Source organism: Agriterribacter humi, from assembly GCF_009192765.1.
GTDB lineage: Bacteria > Bacteroidota > Bacteroidia > Chitinophagales > Chitinophagaceae > Agriterribacter > Agriterribacter humi.
The window spans coordinates 302672-318316 of the sequence record NZ_VOHQ01000006.1 but is presented as its reverse complement, the minus strand read 5'-3'; the positions used below and the strand labels follow the sequence as shown (position 1 = coordinate 318316).

General features: G+C 42.2%; 8 protein-coding genes. 5 read left to right on the top strand and 3 right to left on the bottom strand.

From position 1 onward, the window contains the following. Window positions 1–72: 72 nt before the first annotated feature. A complete protein-coding gene (locus tag FRX45_RS12955; RefSeq protein ID WP_152268851.1) occupies window positions 73–3195 on the bottom strand; it encodes a DUF5107 domain-containing protein in 3123 nt (1040 codons plus the stop codon). 253 nt (window positions 3196–3448) lie between these two features. On the opposite strand from FRX45_RS12955, the gene FRX45_RS12950 reads away from it, so the two are divergent. From FRX45_RS12950 to FRX45_RS12935, 4 genes are all read left to right on the top strand, one after another. After that, window positions 3449–5014 (top strand): hypothetical protein, encoded by a 1566-nt coding sequence (locus tag FRX45_RS12950; protein WP_152268850.1) that lies wholly within the window; start codon window positions 3449–3451, stop codon window positions 5012–5014. Window positions 5015–5158: 144 nt separating this feature from the next. Beyond that, entirely contained in the window at window positions 5159–7291 is a 2133-nt protein-coding gene (gene recG, locus FRX45_RS12945) for an ATP-dependent DNA helicase RecG (protein ID WP_226805336.1), read from the top strand. Window positions 7292–7349: 58 nt separating this feature from the next. Beyond that, window positions 7350–10988, top strand: a complete 3639-nt coding sequence (locus tag FRX45_RS12940) for a DUF7948 domain-containing protein (protein WP_152268849.1) — start codon at window positions 7350–7352, stop codon at window positions 10986–10988. Between the two features lie 298 nt (window positions 10989–11286). Next, on the top strand, window positions 11287–12297 hold the full coding sequence (locus FRX45_RS12935; RefSeq protein WP_152268848.1) for a PorP/SprF family type IX secretion system membrane protein: 1011 nt from the start codon (window positions 11287–11289) through the stop codon (window positions 12295–12297). Window positions 12298–12372: 75 nt separating this feature from the next. On the opposite strand, the gene FRX45_RS12930 is transcribed toward FRX45_RS12935, so the two are convergent. Together FRX45_RS12930 and FRX45_RS12925 are read right to left on the bottom strand one after the other, a co-directional pair. Continuing rightward, a complete protein-coding gene (locus FRX45_RS12930; RefSeq protein ID WP_152268847.1) occupies window positions 12373–13191 on the bottom strand; it encodes a hypothetical protein in 819 nt (272 codons plus the stop codon). Window positions 13192–13490: 299 nt separating this feature from the next. Continuing rightward, window positions 13491–14753 (bottom strand): aspartate kinase, encoded by a 1263-nt coding sequence (locus tag FRX45_RS12925; RefSeq protein ID WP_152268846.1) that lies wholly within the window; start codon window positions 14751–14753, stop codon window positions 13491–13493. Between the two features lie 103 nt (window positions 14754–14856). On the opposite strand from FRX45_RS12925, the gene FRX45_RS12920 reads away from it, so the two are divergent. Next, window positions 14857–15621 (top strand): ABC transporter ATP-binding protein, encoded by a 765-nt coding sequence (locus FRX45_RS12920; RefSeq protein WP_152268845.1) that lies wholly within the window; start codon window positions 14857–14859, stop codon window positions 15619–15621. Window positions 15622–15645 lie beyond the last annotated feature (24 nt).

Genomic DNA, 15645 nt, shown 5'->3' with positions numbered 1-15645 from the left:
ATGATGTGAAAAACCGGGCGGGCATATAGCAATACACTTAGTGATAAATGTAACCGGCGCTGCATTTAAGGTTTAATGACCGTTCTCTCCCATGCTTACCAGGGCTTCCAGGATACGCATCCCGGCATCTTTTGGGGTATCATGCAATACCGGCGGTGTCTTATTTTCAAACATATCCCTGCTCCACTCCAGGGCTTTGCGCAGGTGAGGATACAATGTGATCTGCTGCTCTATCCATTTAACAGCTTTGGCTTTCCCTTCCTTTTTTTCAATTGCCCATGCCGATACCAGGGTGTTTGAAGGAATAAAATTGCTCACCGTATTATCAATGCGCGGAGTAAATTGCAAAATGCGTTCCAGCAAAACATTGTCTTCTTTCTTATTCATTTTCCGGTTACATACATATTCCATCCAATCTTCTAAGCGGCTGTCTATTTCATTGTCGTAAGGCTTTCCCACACCCAGGTTTTGTGGCCATAAACGCGACTGGCTGATAAATGCCAACGCTTTCCGGTAATTGCTCTTTTGCATTTCCTGCAAAGCCATCATTAGTTTGGCTTCACGGTAAAGTCCTTTTCCTTCTGTAGCGCCTTCAAATGGTATGATATTAAGCTTAGTCAATACCGCATCTGCTTCCTTATACTTTTTATTCAGCATTAGTGTTTTGGCATACAGCATTCCCATTATGTATTGCTCCGAATGGGCTTTATAAAATGGCGCTACTGCTGCTAAAGCTTTTTGGGGTTGCTGATGTTCATTATAATATTCACCGAGCATTTTATAATATCGCCATTGTGCTTTGTCTAATGATAATGCTTTCTGCAGATCACGCAAGCTTTGGGAAGTATCACTACCAGCAAAAATAACAGCCCGGGTTGCATAAAATGGTGCATAGGAAGGCAGATCACCGCAGGACAGCAACAATTGTTTGCACTCCGCTTCGCGATTCCTGTCTTTATAAATCAAAGCCAACTGGTATTTGAGCAGCCAGTCGTTTTGGCTTTTGAGCAAATGTTCCAGTACCATTGCCGTTTCTGAACGAAAGAGAAAAATCAGTTCAGGATCAATGGCGTTGCAATCCGCTTTTTTGTTTTGCAGAAATGCCTGCCATAAAATAGCTTCTGCACCTGGCTGGCTTAATGAAAATACCTTCAGCGCTTCATCCGTATAACCTGCATTGTAATACCAGATGGCCAATTCAGCAAAGGTCTCCGCAGGCAATTCATTCCGCACCAATGAAACAAATTCTTTTTTAGCTTCTTCCGTTTGTTGCCAGAGATATTTTTCGAAACGGGCGAAATGATTCAGCGGGTCATACAATAAAATTGTTTTTAATACTGTTTCAGCTTTTGCAATTTCATTATTGCTGCGCAATGCAGCAGCCTGCAGCATTAACGCATCAATATTATAACGGTTGAAATCAATAGCTTTTACCGCATATGCTATGACTTTGTGAAAATCCTTTTCTTTGCTGTACAGCTTACTAAGCCCGGTATAAGCCGCACTGCGGTATTCCGGCGTAAGTGAGGCGATACTGAACCCATCCTTCGCATCGGTTATATTACCCAACTGCGCATTGATGATACCATAATAGTAATTGGCATCGCCTGCATGGGTGTCAATGCTTAATGCCCGTGTGGCTGTTTTCAGGGCTTCGGTGTAACGCATATTACGGTACAGAAGTTCAGCCATTTTTACCAGTGCGGGAAGATAATTGCTGTCTTTACTTAAGCTTTCCGCAAGCTTTTCTTCAGCCGCCCCATACATTTTTTGATCCATATATTCTTTACCCTGCACATACAAGCCATAGGCGGTATTCCAGTTAAAATTTGCAGGAGATGATACCGGGCGGCTGAGCGCTTCAAACTCCGGATCGCTATGGTATACCAATTTATTATTGCCTAAAGCAGCGATAATATCTTCTGCGTTTACGCTTACCCGCATGGAATCCGAGAATACCTGCAATGGCGTCAGATTCAAAGCCTTGCTGTATATGGTTTTTTCTGCCGCTTTTATCACTAAAGTATCACGAACAAACTGTGCAGCGGAAAAATATATTTTCAGAAGATCATTCTCATACTTTACGTTGAGTGCGCCATATGCATTGGCTTTACCAATGCCATGCGTTTGGGATACAGGATACCAATACTCTTTCCAGGTATCCGTTGCATAGGGGGCAAAGGCAATATGTTTAAACGGAGTGAAACTGCTTTTCTCTGCATTTTGATTGAAGAGTCTGCCCGATTGAATTTCTACATACTGACCATCGGTATCGGTCAGTAATTTTTCCCAGATCATCCCTTGTTGCGATAATCCCCAGATCCATATTTTTCTGCCGGCTTTGTCGTCGTAGGTGCCATAACGTACCATGCCGGTATTGTCATCATGCCAGTAGGCGCCAAAAAAATCAGCAGGTTTTCCAAAAACGTGGTACGATTTATACCCGCCGAAATTATTCTGTTCGTAAAAATTTATTTTTTTACCATTGGTTTCATTTACCGGCCAATCTGCATACTCTCCATTATGCCCGATATATTTTGTACCCGGGAAAATAAATTCTAAGTTGCCTTTTGCTTTAATGCCCAGGTTCATCCAGTGGTAATAAGGTTGTTCAAGAGGGGTGGAATTGTACCAGAAAGACTGCGTGGTGAAATACGCTTTGTCTTGGGGAAGATTGATCTCTATGCGCCAGTTGCTCCGGGTTAATAAATCCAGCACGCCAATAATACAACTTACACTTCCATCATCATTTTTCCGTGTGATATAATCAACAGGCGTAGCATTGGAAGGCGTATGGCCAATGATGCCATAGTTAGGCTCAAGCCCTCCGCTTGTCCATGGCCCCCGCATGGCAATATCACGAAACTTTACAGTATGATTATAATAGATAAATGATTTCCCGGATTTTTTTTCTATTGCAGCCCAAATCTTCCCTCCTATTTCAGGCGTGATCAGCACTTTAATATAATCGTTCTGCAGTTCAACGATCTTCCATTGTTTTTGCTCAGGTTTATCAGTAAATCCATCGTACCTGAAATAAGGATACACGGGGGAAAGCTGCGGCATGGGATTTGGATCTGAAAATCGATAGGTAGGAAACGACTGCATATATTCTTTTACCGTAGCCGGTTGCTGTGCCACTCCCGTCATTATCGCGAAGCAAAAAAACAATAAAGTCAGAAAAGTCTTTCCCATGGAACAATCATTTAAAGAGGCTTAAATACTAAAATTAGGAAAAACGATTTCAATTATCGCACAGCAATCGATTGTGTGATTTAAGGCTTCCCGGCTTATCCATACGTTGCACTGGCGATTTCAATAAAGTTTCCATGCTCCGTTATAAAACCGTTGTAATAAGAAGTTTTAGGATATTTACACAGATGATCGGGACTGCCCAATGGCCAGTGCAATGAACATCCATCAAAACGAAGGAGTCAAAAGCATGTGTATGACTATACAACCACGCCTTTTTATATTTTTATTCTCCCTGCCAGTACTTTTATGCGCGGCCATTTTAGTTCCTGCTCAGGATAGCCCGCCGGTGAGGATAACGCCAAAAGCATTATCCGCCGGCATGATCAATAATCCCGCATTTAAGGAAAATGCAAAAGGCGAAAACTTTTGCTGGCATGCCAGGGTGGGAATGGATCAATATGTAGAAAACTTTCAACTCACCGGAGATACAGCATGGCTGGATGCCGGAATAGCATATTACGACTTTCTGATTAGCAGGATGGACACCGATCCGGACGGGTACAGCGGATGGATTGGCCCGTATGCTTATGACGAAAGATATTGGCAGGACGCACTTGTAGGCGATGCCATTCTGATGACAGGGATACTTGATTTCTGCGTTCTGGTTTTGGAAAATGACTCCCTGAAAAAAATATACGGCAGCAAGGCAAGCGCCTATGTTGAAATAGCTAAAAGAGATTTTGCAGAGAAGTGGGACAAAAGAGGAACATGGTATGAAGATGGTCCATATGGCGCTTATACCGGCTTCAGTAAGTTTTTAAAACCCCGTAATTTAAAAGAATGGATATACGATTCTGCCGCTAACCGGGCCGGGATCAGCCATCCATTTAATAAACAGTTGGATGCAGGACAGGTTTATCTGCGGCTTTACCGCATTACAGACAGTACGGTTTACAGAAACAGGGCAGAAAGGATATTCTTCACATTAAAAAGTCATTTCCAATATTTTGACGACCACTATTGCTGGAACTATTTTGACCCGCTCACCCCCGGCGATATTGATGCAGAAAAGAAAGATACACGCCATGGCGTTTGGGTTCATCCCTGGCGTTCGGGTTACCAGGCCGGCGATGTAGAAAAAATTACCGAAGCTTATCATTATGGAATAGTCTTTAGTGAAGAAGACATGCAAAGGATCATCAATACCAACCTGAAAGTGATGTGGAATAAGGATACGGAAAATCCAAAATTCATTAATTCAAACGGACTGGGTGCGGATAATGATACTACGGGCATTGCAGCATTCAAGCAGGCTTACGGCCATTCAACAGCTTCAAAGAATGCGGGTGAACTCTGGACAGGTTTGCTCGATTTTGACCAAACCATACGCGACCTTTATGAACTGCGGTTCAGAAAAGGCAAACATGCGGCTGAGCGTTTACGTTATGAAAACACCGTGCTTAAGAATCCCCCCGGCTTTAAAAGAAAATATGCTAAAGGAAAAGTTACAGTACCTGAAATGCGCTTTACAGAGAGTAAGGAACTCTACCTTGCCACAGTACTTCCACATGTCATCACAAAGAAAGAAAAATCAGTCATCATATGCAAATCATGGACACCCGGTACATTACAGGTAGACCTGTATTCTTTAACGGATAAGAAAATAACCAATTTATATACAGGCAAAACAGGAGAAGAAACATTTATGATACGCTGGGACGGGAAAGACCCATCGGGCAAAGTAAACTATACGGGAGACTATAAGATACGCTGGACAACGGGATCAGGATACCGGGAATTTCCTGTCACCATTTTATGAATGAATAGTGTTGCGACCGGTGTAAGATTAGCTTCGCAGCGGCGCCGGAATGATCAGGCGCTTTATAAGCTGTTCTCTAAGAATGCTAAAAAATGCTTCCATAACACCGTACAATCGTTTATGTGATTTCCGCATTCCTTACATTTGCCACTAAAGCCGCATCATATCAGTCAGTTCAGTTCTATATTATCCAATCCCATTGAGTATCTTAAAGGTGTTGGCCCTCTGAAGGGAGACCTGCTTAAAAAGGAACTGAACATTTTTATTTTCAATGATCTGCTGGAACATTTCCCCTTCCGGCATATAGATAAAACAGAGATCAAAAAAATTGGTGATATTACGCCGGCTTCAGATTTTATCCAGGTGGCGGGCAAAATCGTTTCCTGCGAAATAATAGGTGAAAAAAGAGGAAGGCGACTGGTTGCTGAATTAAGGGATGATACAGGATCACTGGAACTCACGTGGTTCCAGGGTATTGGCTGGATACAAAAAAATATACAGGTGGGTCAATCCTATCTTGTTTTCGGTAAGCTGTCGTACTTCATGGGCAGCCCGCAAATCACACACCCCGAAACAGAGTTGTTTACGCCTGAAAAAAGCGAAGGCAAAAATTACCTTGAACCGGTTTATCCCACCACGGAAAAATTAAAAGTACGGGGACTCAATGGCAGGCAGATCGGCAAACTGGTGCAAACGCTTATTGGACTGCTGCATGAAAAAGATATACCTGAAAATATTCCAGACGATATTATAAAACAGTTGCCACTACTGCCACGGTACGAAGCTTACCTGAATATTCATTTTCCCGCTAATAACGAAATGTATGAAAAAGCCTTAACCCGGTTAAAGTTCGAAGAATTATTTCTTGCGCAGGTACGGCTGGGACTGATCCGCTCCAACCGGCACCGTTATTCAAAGGGCATTGTGTTTGAACAGGTGGGCGAGTTATTCCATACTTTCTATAAATCCTGGCTTCCTTTTGAATTAACCGGCGCGCAAAAAAGAGTACTGAAAGAGATCAGGCAGGATACAGCAAGGGGATTTCAGATGAATCGTTTGCTCCAGGGAGATGTGGGCAGCGGCAAAACCATTGTGGCACTGCTTTGCATGTTGCTCGCGGCCGATAATGGCTATCAAAGCTGTATGATGGCGCCCACTGAAATACTCGCCCAACAACATTACGACAACATCAGGGAATTATTAAAAGATATGCCTGTTGAAACGGGCTTGCTTACCGGCTCCACAAAAAAGGCCAGGCGAAGAGAGCTTTTATCGAAAGTTGCAGATGGCAGCCTTCATATACTAACAGGTACGCACGCCCTCATTGAAGACCAGGTGCAGTTTAATAAACTTGGGTTTGCTGTAGTAGATGAACAGCACCGTTTTGGCGTGGCGCAAAGAGCAAAGCTGTGGGAGAAAAGCGAAATCCCCCCGCATATGCTGGTAATGACGGCAACGCCTATTCCAAGAACATTGGCCATGACGGCCTATGGCGACCTTGATTACAGCATCATGGATGAACTTCCGCCGGGAAGAATACCCATTACCACTGTTCACCGTTATGAAACCGTCCGTTCGCAGGTGATGGACTTTATAAAAGCCGAAATTTTAAAAGGACGACAGGCCTATATCATTTTTCCGCTGATCGAAGAAAGTGAAAAAATGAATTATGAAAACCTCATGAAAGGTTATGAAAATGTGAAAGCTTATTTTCCTGAACCGAAATACTGGATAAGCATGGTGCATGGAAAAATGAATGCGGCGCAAAAGGATGCAAACATGCAACGTTTTATACAAAAGGACACTCAGATCATGGTGTCTACCACCGTTATTGAAGTAGGTGTAAACGTTCCAAACGCAACAGTGATGGTTATTGAAAGCGCAGAAAAATTTGGTTTGTCGCAATTACACCAGTTGCGCGGCCGGGTGGGTAGAGGAGGAGAAAAAAGTTATTGTATTTTACTTACCGGCAATAAGTTAACTGCCGATGCAAGGGAAAGATTGAAAATGATGTGCGCCACCAATGATGGTTTTATTATTGCAGAAAAAGATCTTGAAATACGCGGCCCGGGGGATATTGAGGGTACGCGCCAAAGCGGTATGCTTAATTTTAAACTGGCGAGTATTGTACAGGATAAACATTTGTTAGATTTAGCCAAACAATATGCAGAAAACATATTAAATGATGACCCGGAACTGGGTATGGCAGTTAACTTGAAGTTAAAAAACTATCTTCAGCATCAAAAAGGACAAACCCTGTGGAGTAAGATATCGTAAATATATAATTAGGGTTAAATTCGCTATCAGAATCTGTACATTTAATACGAAACTAAAGTTGAAATCTAAATCCCACATATTTCTCGTTTATTTATTGTTTAATACCCTGGCAGCCTTTGCCCAGCAGGCTGTTGAGTTTACCGAAAACAAAGGTCAATGGAACGATTCTGTTTTGTTCAGGGGCGGAATCAATAATGGCGCTTTTTATCTTGAACGAAACGGATTTACCGTATTGCTGCATAACGAAGAGGATATGCAGCAAATTTCGGAGCGCATACACGGGCACGCACCCGAAGGAGAAACGGATCCAAAAACAAGTAACCGATCGGCCCATCCCCGTCCTTCTCATGGTGATATAACGGATCCTGCTTCCGGTATTGTTTTACGCTCACATGCATATCATATGCGTTTTTCGGGGGCGAATACCAATGCCACCGTAATAAGTGAAAAGCCGGTTAATTCTTATGAAAATTATCTTACCGGCAATGATCCTTCCAAATGGGCGGCCAATTGTAAAATATTCCAGGCGGTTACCTATAAAAATATTTATCCCAATATTGATATGCGTTATTATGCACAGGGCGGACAATTAAAATATGATATTATTGCTTACCCGGGAGCCAATATCAACGATATTGTTATGCAATATGAGGGAGTGGATAAATTGCAGATCAAAAACCGGGAACTGTATATTAAAACATCTGTTGGCGATGTAAAAGAATTATCCCCCTATTCATACCAGGTTAGCAACGCGGGAAAAAATGAAGTGGATTGCAGGTATGTGCTGGAAGGCAAGGATAAGGTAAAACTGAGAGTAAAGCAATACGATCCATCACAAATACTGGTAATAGACCCCACTCTTATATTCGCCACTTTTACAGGCAGTACTTCAAGCCAATGGGGATTCACGGCAACCTATGGATCGGATGGAAGTTTATATTCGGGAGGCATTGTTTTTGGTCCGGGCTTTCCGGTTTCAACCGGCGCTTTTCAAACTACTTATGGCGGAGGAAACAACACAGAATCTTTTGATATCGGCATCATGAAATTTAATGGCAGCGGCAACAACAGGTTATATGCTACTTATATTGGTGGTGAAGGCGCCGACCAGCCGCACAGTTTAATTGAAGACAGCCAGGGCAACCTTGTAATACTGGGCAGAACCAATTCAAGTAATTACCCGTTGCAACCTGCAGATAATAAATTAGGAACAGGCGGTGGATTCGACATTGTAGTATCAAAACTCAATAGTACAGGAACACAACTTATTGGATCAAAAAGAATTGGCGGCACCAATTCAGATGGAGTAAATATATCAACTTCCAGGTCGCCCAACAGCCTGTCTGTTTTTTATGGTGATGATTCAAGAAGCGAAGTAATATTAGATAACAGCGATAATATTTATATTGCCAGTTGCACACAATCGGACAATTTTCCTGTAACCACCGGTGCTTCACAAGCTACCAGGGCAGGTAAACAGGATGGCGTGGTAATGAAAATCGCACCCGATGTGGGAACCGTACTGTTCAGCACATTATTTGGCGGCACCGATGATGATGGCACTTTTGTGCTGGCGCTTAACCCCCTTACCAACAATATTTATGTAGGCGGATCAACAAAAAGCAATAACCTGCCCGGTGTACCTGCTTCAGGCGTTATAGCATCCGCTTACCAGGGAGGCACAGCAGATGCTTTTATAGCGATCTTCAACAATACAGGCGCTTTACAAAAAGCCAGCTATCTTGGCACCGGTAATATGGATGCCATATATGGTTTGAAATTTGACCAAAAAGGATTTCCCTATGTAATGGGTGTTACCCTGGGTGCGTGGCCGGTTAGTCCCGGAGTTTATAATAACCCCGGCACAAAACAATTCATCGTAAAAATGCAGCCCGATCTTTCGGCAAATGTATACTCAACCGTATTTGGCAGTGGCACAGCAACCTTTAATATTTCACCTGTAGCTTTTGCGGTTGATAAATGCGAAAACGTATATGTAGCCGGATGGGGAGGCAGATTAAACCCCAGCGGGGATGACCCGTTTCATACTTCCGGAACTTTTGGGATGCCCACAAAAAACTGCGATGTATTACCCAATGGCTGTAACACGGATGGGAGCGACTTTTATTTCTTCGTACTGGAAAAAGATGCGAAAGATATTTTGTTCGGTGCATTTTACGGACAAAAAGGTGGTTTCGGGGATCATGTGGACGGCGGTACCAGCCGTTTCGATGCCAATGGCGTCATTTACCAGTCTATATGTGCGGCCTGTTTTATATCCAGGTTCCCCCAAAGTACTTTTCCCACCACGCCGGGTGTATGGCGCCCGAAATCTGGAAACCCCAACGAATGCAACCTGGCAGCAGTAAAAATTGAAATGGATTTCTCCGGTGTAACCAACGGTATCCGGCCTACAATAGATGGGAAACCGTACAGGAATTATGGCTGCGTACCGGTTACAGTAGATTTTATGGATACCTTACAAAAAGGGAAATTATATATCTGGGATTTTGGCGATGGAAATAAAGACACTACTACCGTGCCTACCAGCAGCAATACTTATAATACTGTTGGTTCTTACGATGTAACGTTGATCTCTATAGATTCAAGTAAATGTATCATAAGCGATACTGCATACACAACCATCCGGGTTCGAACAGACAGAGCGGAACTTGGAGCAACTGCCGCTAAATTGCTTCCCTGTGAAAGTTTGAATTTTGAATTTACGAATACCTCTGTGGCGCCGCCTGGTAAGCCTTTTCACGACAGCACATTTACATGGGATTTTGGCGATGGTTCTGCGCCGGTAACAACAGGTCCCGGCAAAATACAACACGAATTCCCGGCAGCCGGAACCTATAATGTGCAACTTTCGCTTGCAGACACCAATTATTGTAATGCACCCGATACCTTTACGCTTCAAATGCGTGTAGCGCCTAATGTTGTTGCTAAATTTGAAACCCCTCCCGAAGGATGCGTGCCATACCATGCTATCTTTACCAATATATCAGAAGCCGGGCAATCTTTTTACTGGGATTTTGGCGATGGCACTACTTCAACTGAATTTTCTCCTGAGCATGATTACAATACGGAGGGTACTTACCGGGTAAAATTATTGGTGGTGGATTCCATGACCTGTAATATTTCCGACTCTGCCTTTTTTACCATTAATGTACGGTTAGGACCAACGGCAGGTTTTACTTTCAGCCCCGTACAACCACAGGAAAATACGCTAACCACTTATACCAACACGTCAATGAATGCAGTAAGTTATAAATGGTATTTTGGTGATGGCGATACTTCAGTACAAGTTAACCCGATACACCAGTTTAATTCATCGGGTGAATTTAATACCTGTCTAATTGCCTATAACCAGTATGGCTGCGCCGATACAATTTGCCAGCCCGTATCGGCACTCGTGTCTCCATTAATTGCTGTAGCCAATGCTTTTTCCCCCAATGGCGATGGCGTAAATGATAAAGTATTTGTGAGAGGATATGCTATTGGAAAAATGGTTTTCCGTATTTACAACAGGTGGGGACAATTGGTGTACCAATCCACAGACCGCAACCAGGGATGGGATGGAAAATATAAGGGAGCTTTGCAACCGATGGACGCATATGCCTATACGCTGGAAGTAGAATTTACAGATGGAAGCAAGGCAACCAAAAAGGGAGATATTACGTTGCTGAGATAAGGACGGTTTTGTGGTTTGTAGTTTGTGGTTTATCGTTTTACGATACCGGGATTAGGATTTGAGTTTTATCCGCCACGGCGGACAGGCCTGCCTGCCGGTAGGCAAGTTTGGTTCTTGTTTTTTGTTTCCAACCATACCAATTGCTTAGAGATTGACGAATACAAAGGAGGTTACGGACATGTTACTATCTTTATTACATACACAATGTTCATGGGCGTGGAATGCAAACCGCATTTTGACGCAGCGGATCGCTAAGCATAACCGTACAGCAACGCGAATTTTTATATTCACCTTGTTAATGGGAATGGGCATATTAAACGGACTGCCATCTTTCGTTTGTGCCCAGGATTTGCATTTCTCTCAATTCTTTAATTCGCCATTAACGACTAACCCTGCCAATACCGGTTTTTTACCGGAATATGATTACCGCCTTGGTGCAAATTACCGCCAGCAATGGGCGAGTATACCCGCACAATTTAAAACCATGAGCATTTATGGGGATGCGCAGGCTTTCCGCGACAGGTTTGAATCGGGCTGGGTAGGCTTGGGCGGCGCCATATTGCGTGATGTTGCGGGAAGCGGCAATCTAACCTCTACTAAAATTTATGGCTCGGCCGCTTATCACCAAATGCTGGGCAGTACAGGATTGCTTTCCGTTGGATTTAATATTGGATGGGCAAACAAAAGAATAGATGTAACAAAGTTCACATTCGATAACCAGTGGAACGGTAAATTTTTTGATGCCGGCGCTCCCAGCGGAGAAAATTTTGCGGCAACCAATATCAACTATCTTGATGTACAGGTTGGCTTGAACTACGCTTATTTCCCAACCGACAACATTTACCTGCATGCAGGTGTTTCTGTTCATCATGTAAACAGCCCCAAAGAATCATTTTTCAACAGCGCTTCGGGATACAATAATGCTATAGCGCGCAGGTACATCGGCTTTGCAGATGCTGTGCTAAAAGTAAACGACAGGGTAATTGTAAGCCCCGGCGCTTATTTTACTACGCAGGCAAAAGCAAAGGAGCTAACGCTCGGACTTCACGCCAATTATAATTTATCGGGCGATGGAGAAAAACAGGTGATCGGTGGTCTGTATTATCGTGGCAGCGATGCGGTTATTCCAATGATCGGGTTTCAATGGAAATCAGTTCGGCTCATGTTCTCGTACGATGCTACTACTTCATCCCTTAAAAATTATAACAATATGCGCGGAGCATCTGAATTTGCCCTGTTATATCATGGATACTACAATCAGTACAACCAAAGCTTAAGGCAAACGCAATGCCCTGTGCCGCGGTTTTAGCAACCACTTACCATCTTACCATCTACTGTCTTACCATCTTACCATCTTACCACTTGCCATCTTACCATCTTATCCCTATATCAGCCCCCCCTCACCCTGCTTCCCCTTTCTTTTATTGTAGTGTATTTTAAAGTCTCCATCGTTTTCGAAATAATCTTTATACTTTTCCCTGTATTTTTTAGTAACCTTCTTAGACTGTTTCACATCATTGATATATAAATCACCGTCTTTGATTTCAATGGAATAGGGCTTTCCGTTTTCTATCAACCCGTCTTTTTCCAGGTCATTTGCAAAGGCTTTTAACCGCTGTAAGGATGCTTTGGCTTTCTGCAAACCCCGTGTAGCTTTTTGCAAATTTATTTTAAGATCGTGATCAATGCTGAGCTGCATTTGTTTCAAATTCTGATCTGCCATTACTTTAGCATTGTTGATTTGCAATTTTATATTATCTAAGTGAATATCATTTTCAAGCATTACTTTTTTATTTACATCTGCCAACGCACGCCTGGTATCCGTTTCTATCTGTTTCCAGTTTATATTGTCAATAGCTTTCCGGTAAGCGTTTTCTACTTTCTCCCAATCTTTATTTCTAAGTTCCGTTTCCAGTTTTTGCAGACGGTACTCTACGCTTTTCAAAGCTTTTTCGATAGACCGGGTATCTAATTCCTTATCCAAAACGGATTGATCATCCAGGGCGCTTCTCTCAGATTTTCCCTCTCCAGGAATGGTATCCCGGGCTGATCCGGAGACTGGTGTCTGAAAATTCTGAAAGCTGCGAAAAGGACCGCCCTCCTTTACGTTGTAACTATAAGTAAACGAAAAAGATACGATAAGCAGGAAAATGATCAAAAGCCCAAAACCATATTTGCGGCGCATGGAAGTACGAGGTATCATAACTAAAGTTTTAATAAGATGATCAATTACGATTAATTTCGTATAAAAATACGATAATCTTCGTAATAGCAAAAAAAGGAGGGATATTTTTCTTTTTTTATTCTAATGTCATAAATACCATAAAATGCGTATATCCTGCCACGAATGCATTAATGTTTATTTGCGTATTCGCGGCTGTATTTTTGATAATTTACGCTTATCTTAACACTAACCTGGACAAGCCAGAACCTAAAAGGAGTGAAAACAGAAAGTTGAATTTTTTATTTCTAAAAAACCGGAAGCATATAACAGAACCTGTTCTACCGTAGCAAAAACTGAACCGTATGCGGGGATTGCTGCCTGAGCACTATATGTTTTCCATCGGTCATTTCAGCTACCGCTTCCTGTGTATAGTGCCGTATAGTTAACAGGCTGAGATTCTTTTCTACCTGTACATCAAAAATTTCTGATGCTGCAGCCGCCAACTGATCAATTTTATCTTCTTTATCGTCTGTACAAACCATTAATGTTATTGCACCGGCCTGTATAAGATTGGGCGAAATATTTTTCTGCGCCAGTAAATGATATAACCGCGATATGGCATTTTCACCTATAAATGAAAAATCCCGTGTATGCAAATGGAGCAATGCCTGGTTTTGCTTAACAACAAAAACAGGTGGTAAATTTTTTATCGTTTTATGATGAATAACCGTTCCGGGTAATGCCGGATCAATAAAACATTTTACTATCAATGGAATATTTTTATTCTCAAGGGGCTTAATGGTTTTTGGATGAATGACCTGTGCGCCATAATAAGCCATCTCGATAACTTCATCATAGTTCAGTTCATGCATAACAACAGCCGAAGGAAATGCTTTGGGATCGGCATTCATGATGCCTGCTACATCTTTCCAGATAGTAACGTTTTCAGCATTGAGCAGGTTGCCAAAAACTGCAGCACTGTAATCACTTCCTTCCCTCCCCAATGTAGTACTTTCATTTTCATCTGTAGCTCCTATAAAACCCTGGGTGATAACAATATCATGCTCATCAAAAAAAGGAATGACTTTATCACAAATATTTTTTTCTGTAAGCTCCCAGTCAATACCGGCATTCCTGAAATGATTATCTGTTCTGAAAATATCCCTTACATCTGTCCATATATTGTTTATACCCTGCTCGTTGAGATATGCACTGATAATGGTGGTTGAAAAAAGTTCACCGGCACATACGATCTGATCGTAGTAATAATCAAAATTTTTCACAGGTTTATCATGCAGCGCCCATTCAACTTCGGCAAAAAGGTCCATGAGCCTTGCATCCGTTGAATTGGCACTGGAAACAAGTAAATATTTGGCGGTATTTAAATGCTGCTTTTTAATATGGTCAAACAATTGCAGCGCTTCTTCTTTCCTGTTGTTGAAAAATGCTTCCGCAACTTTTTCCAGCGCATTGGTGGTTTTTCCCATAGCAGAAATTACAACCACTTTTTTACCATCGGGATATAAACGCAGAATATCTGCAATCTGCTTAATCCTGTCCACGCTGTTCACACTGGCGCCTCCGAATTTAAATACCTTCATTCATTCTGTTATTTCTGTAATTAATAGAATACGCAAAGATAGGGATGCACAGTTTTCCGTTAAATAATTTGCCATAATCCTTAACTGCATTATCTTGCCCCTCATGCACCGGAAAGAAGTAATTACCGTAAAGAACCTGGTAAAAAATTATGGCCATTTCGAAGCCGTAAAAGGAATCAGTTTTAGCGTGTATGAGGGAGAAATATTCGGACTATTAGGTCCAAATGGAGCGGGAAAATCTTCTACCCTGGAAATTATGGAAACCCTCCGTAAAAAAACAAGTGGTGAGGTAATGATAGATGGCTATAACCTTGATAAAAATACAGATAAAATAAAACAGATCATCGGGGTGCAGTTACAAACTTCAGGTTTTTATCCCGGGCTTAACCTTGTGCAACTGATCGCTCTTTTCAGCGGATTATACAATGAACCGGTTAATGCAACCGAATTGCTTCACCTCGTTAATCTTGAAGATAAAGCAAAGAACAAATACAAGGAGCTCAGCGGCGGACAAAAACAACGTTTTTCCATAGCCACTACTTTAATTAATAAGCCCAGGATTATTTTTTTAGATGAGCCCACAACAGGGCTTGATCCGCAGGCACGCAGAAATCTGTGGGAACTGATAAGAGATATCCGATCAAAGGGCGTTACGATTATTATTACCACACATTATATGGACGAGGCGGAAATACTTTGTGACAGGGTTGCCATTATGGACAAGGGAAAAATTATAGCGCTGCATTCGCCCGACCAGTTGATTGATGAGCTGGTAGCATCGGGATTTGAAAGGCCCAAAGAGGTAAAAAAAGCAAACCTGGAAGATGTATTCATCCATCTTACAGGACATGCTTTACGAAATGAATAATTCTAAAAACAAATAGTAAAGTCG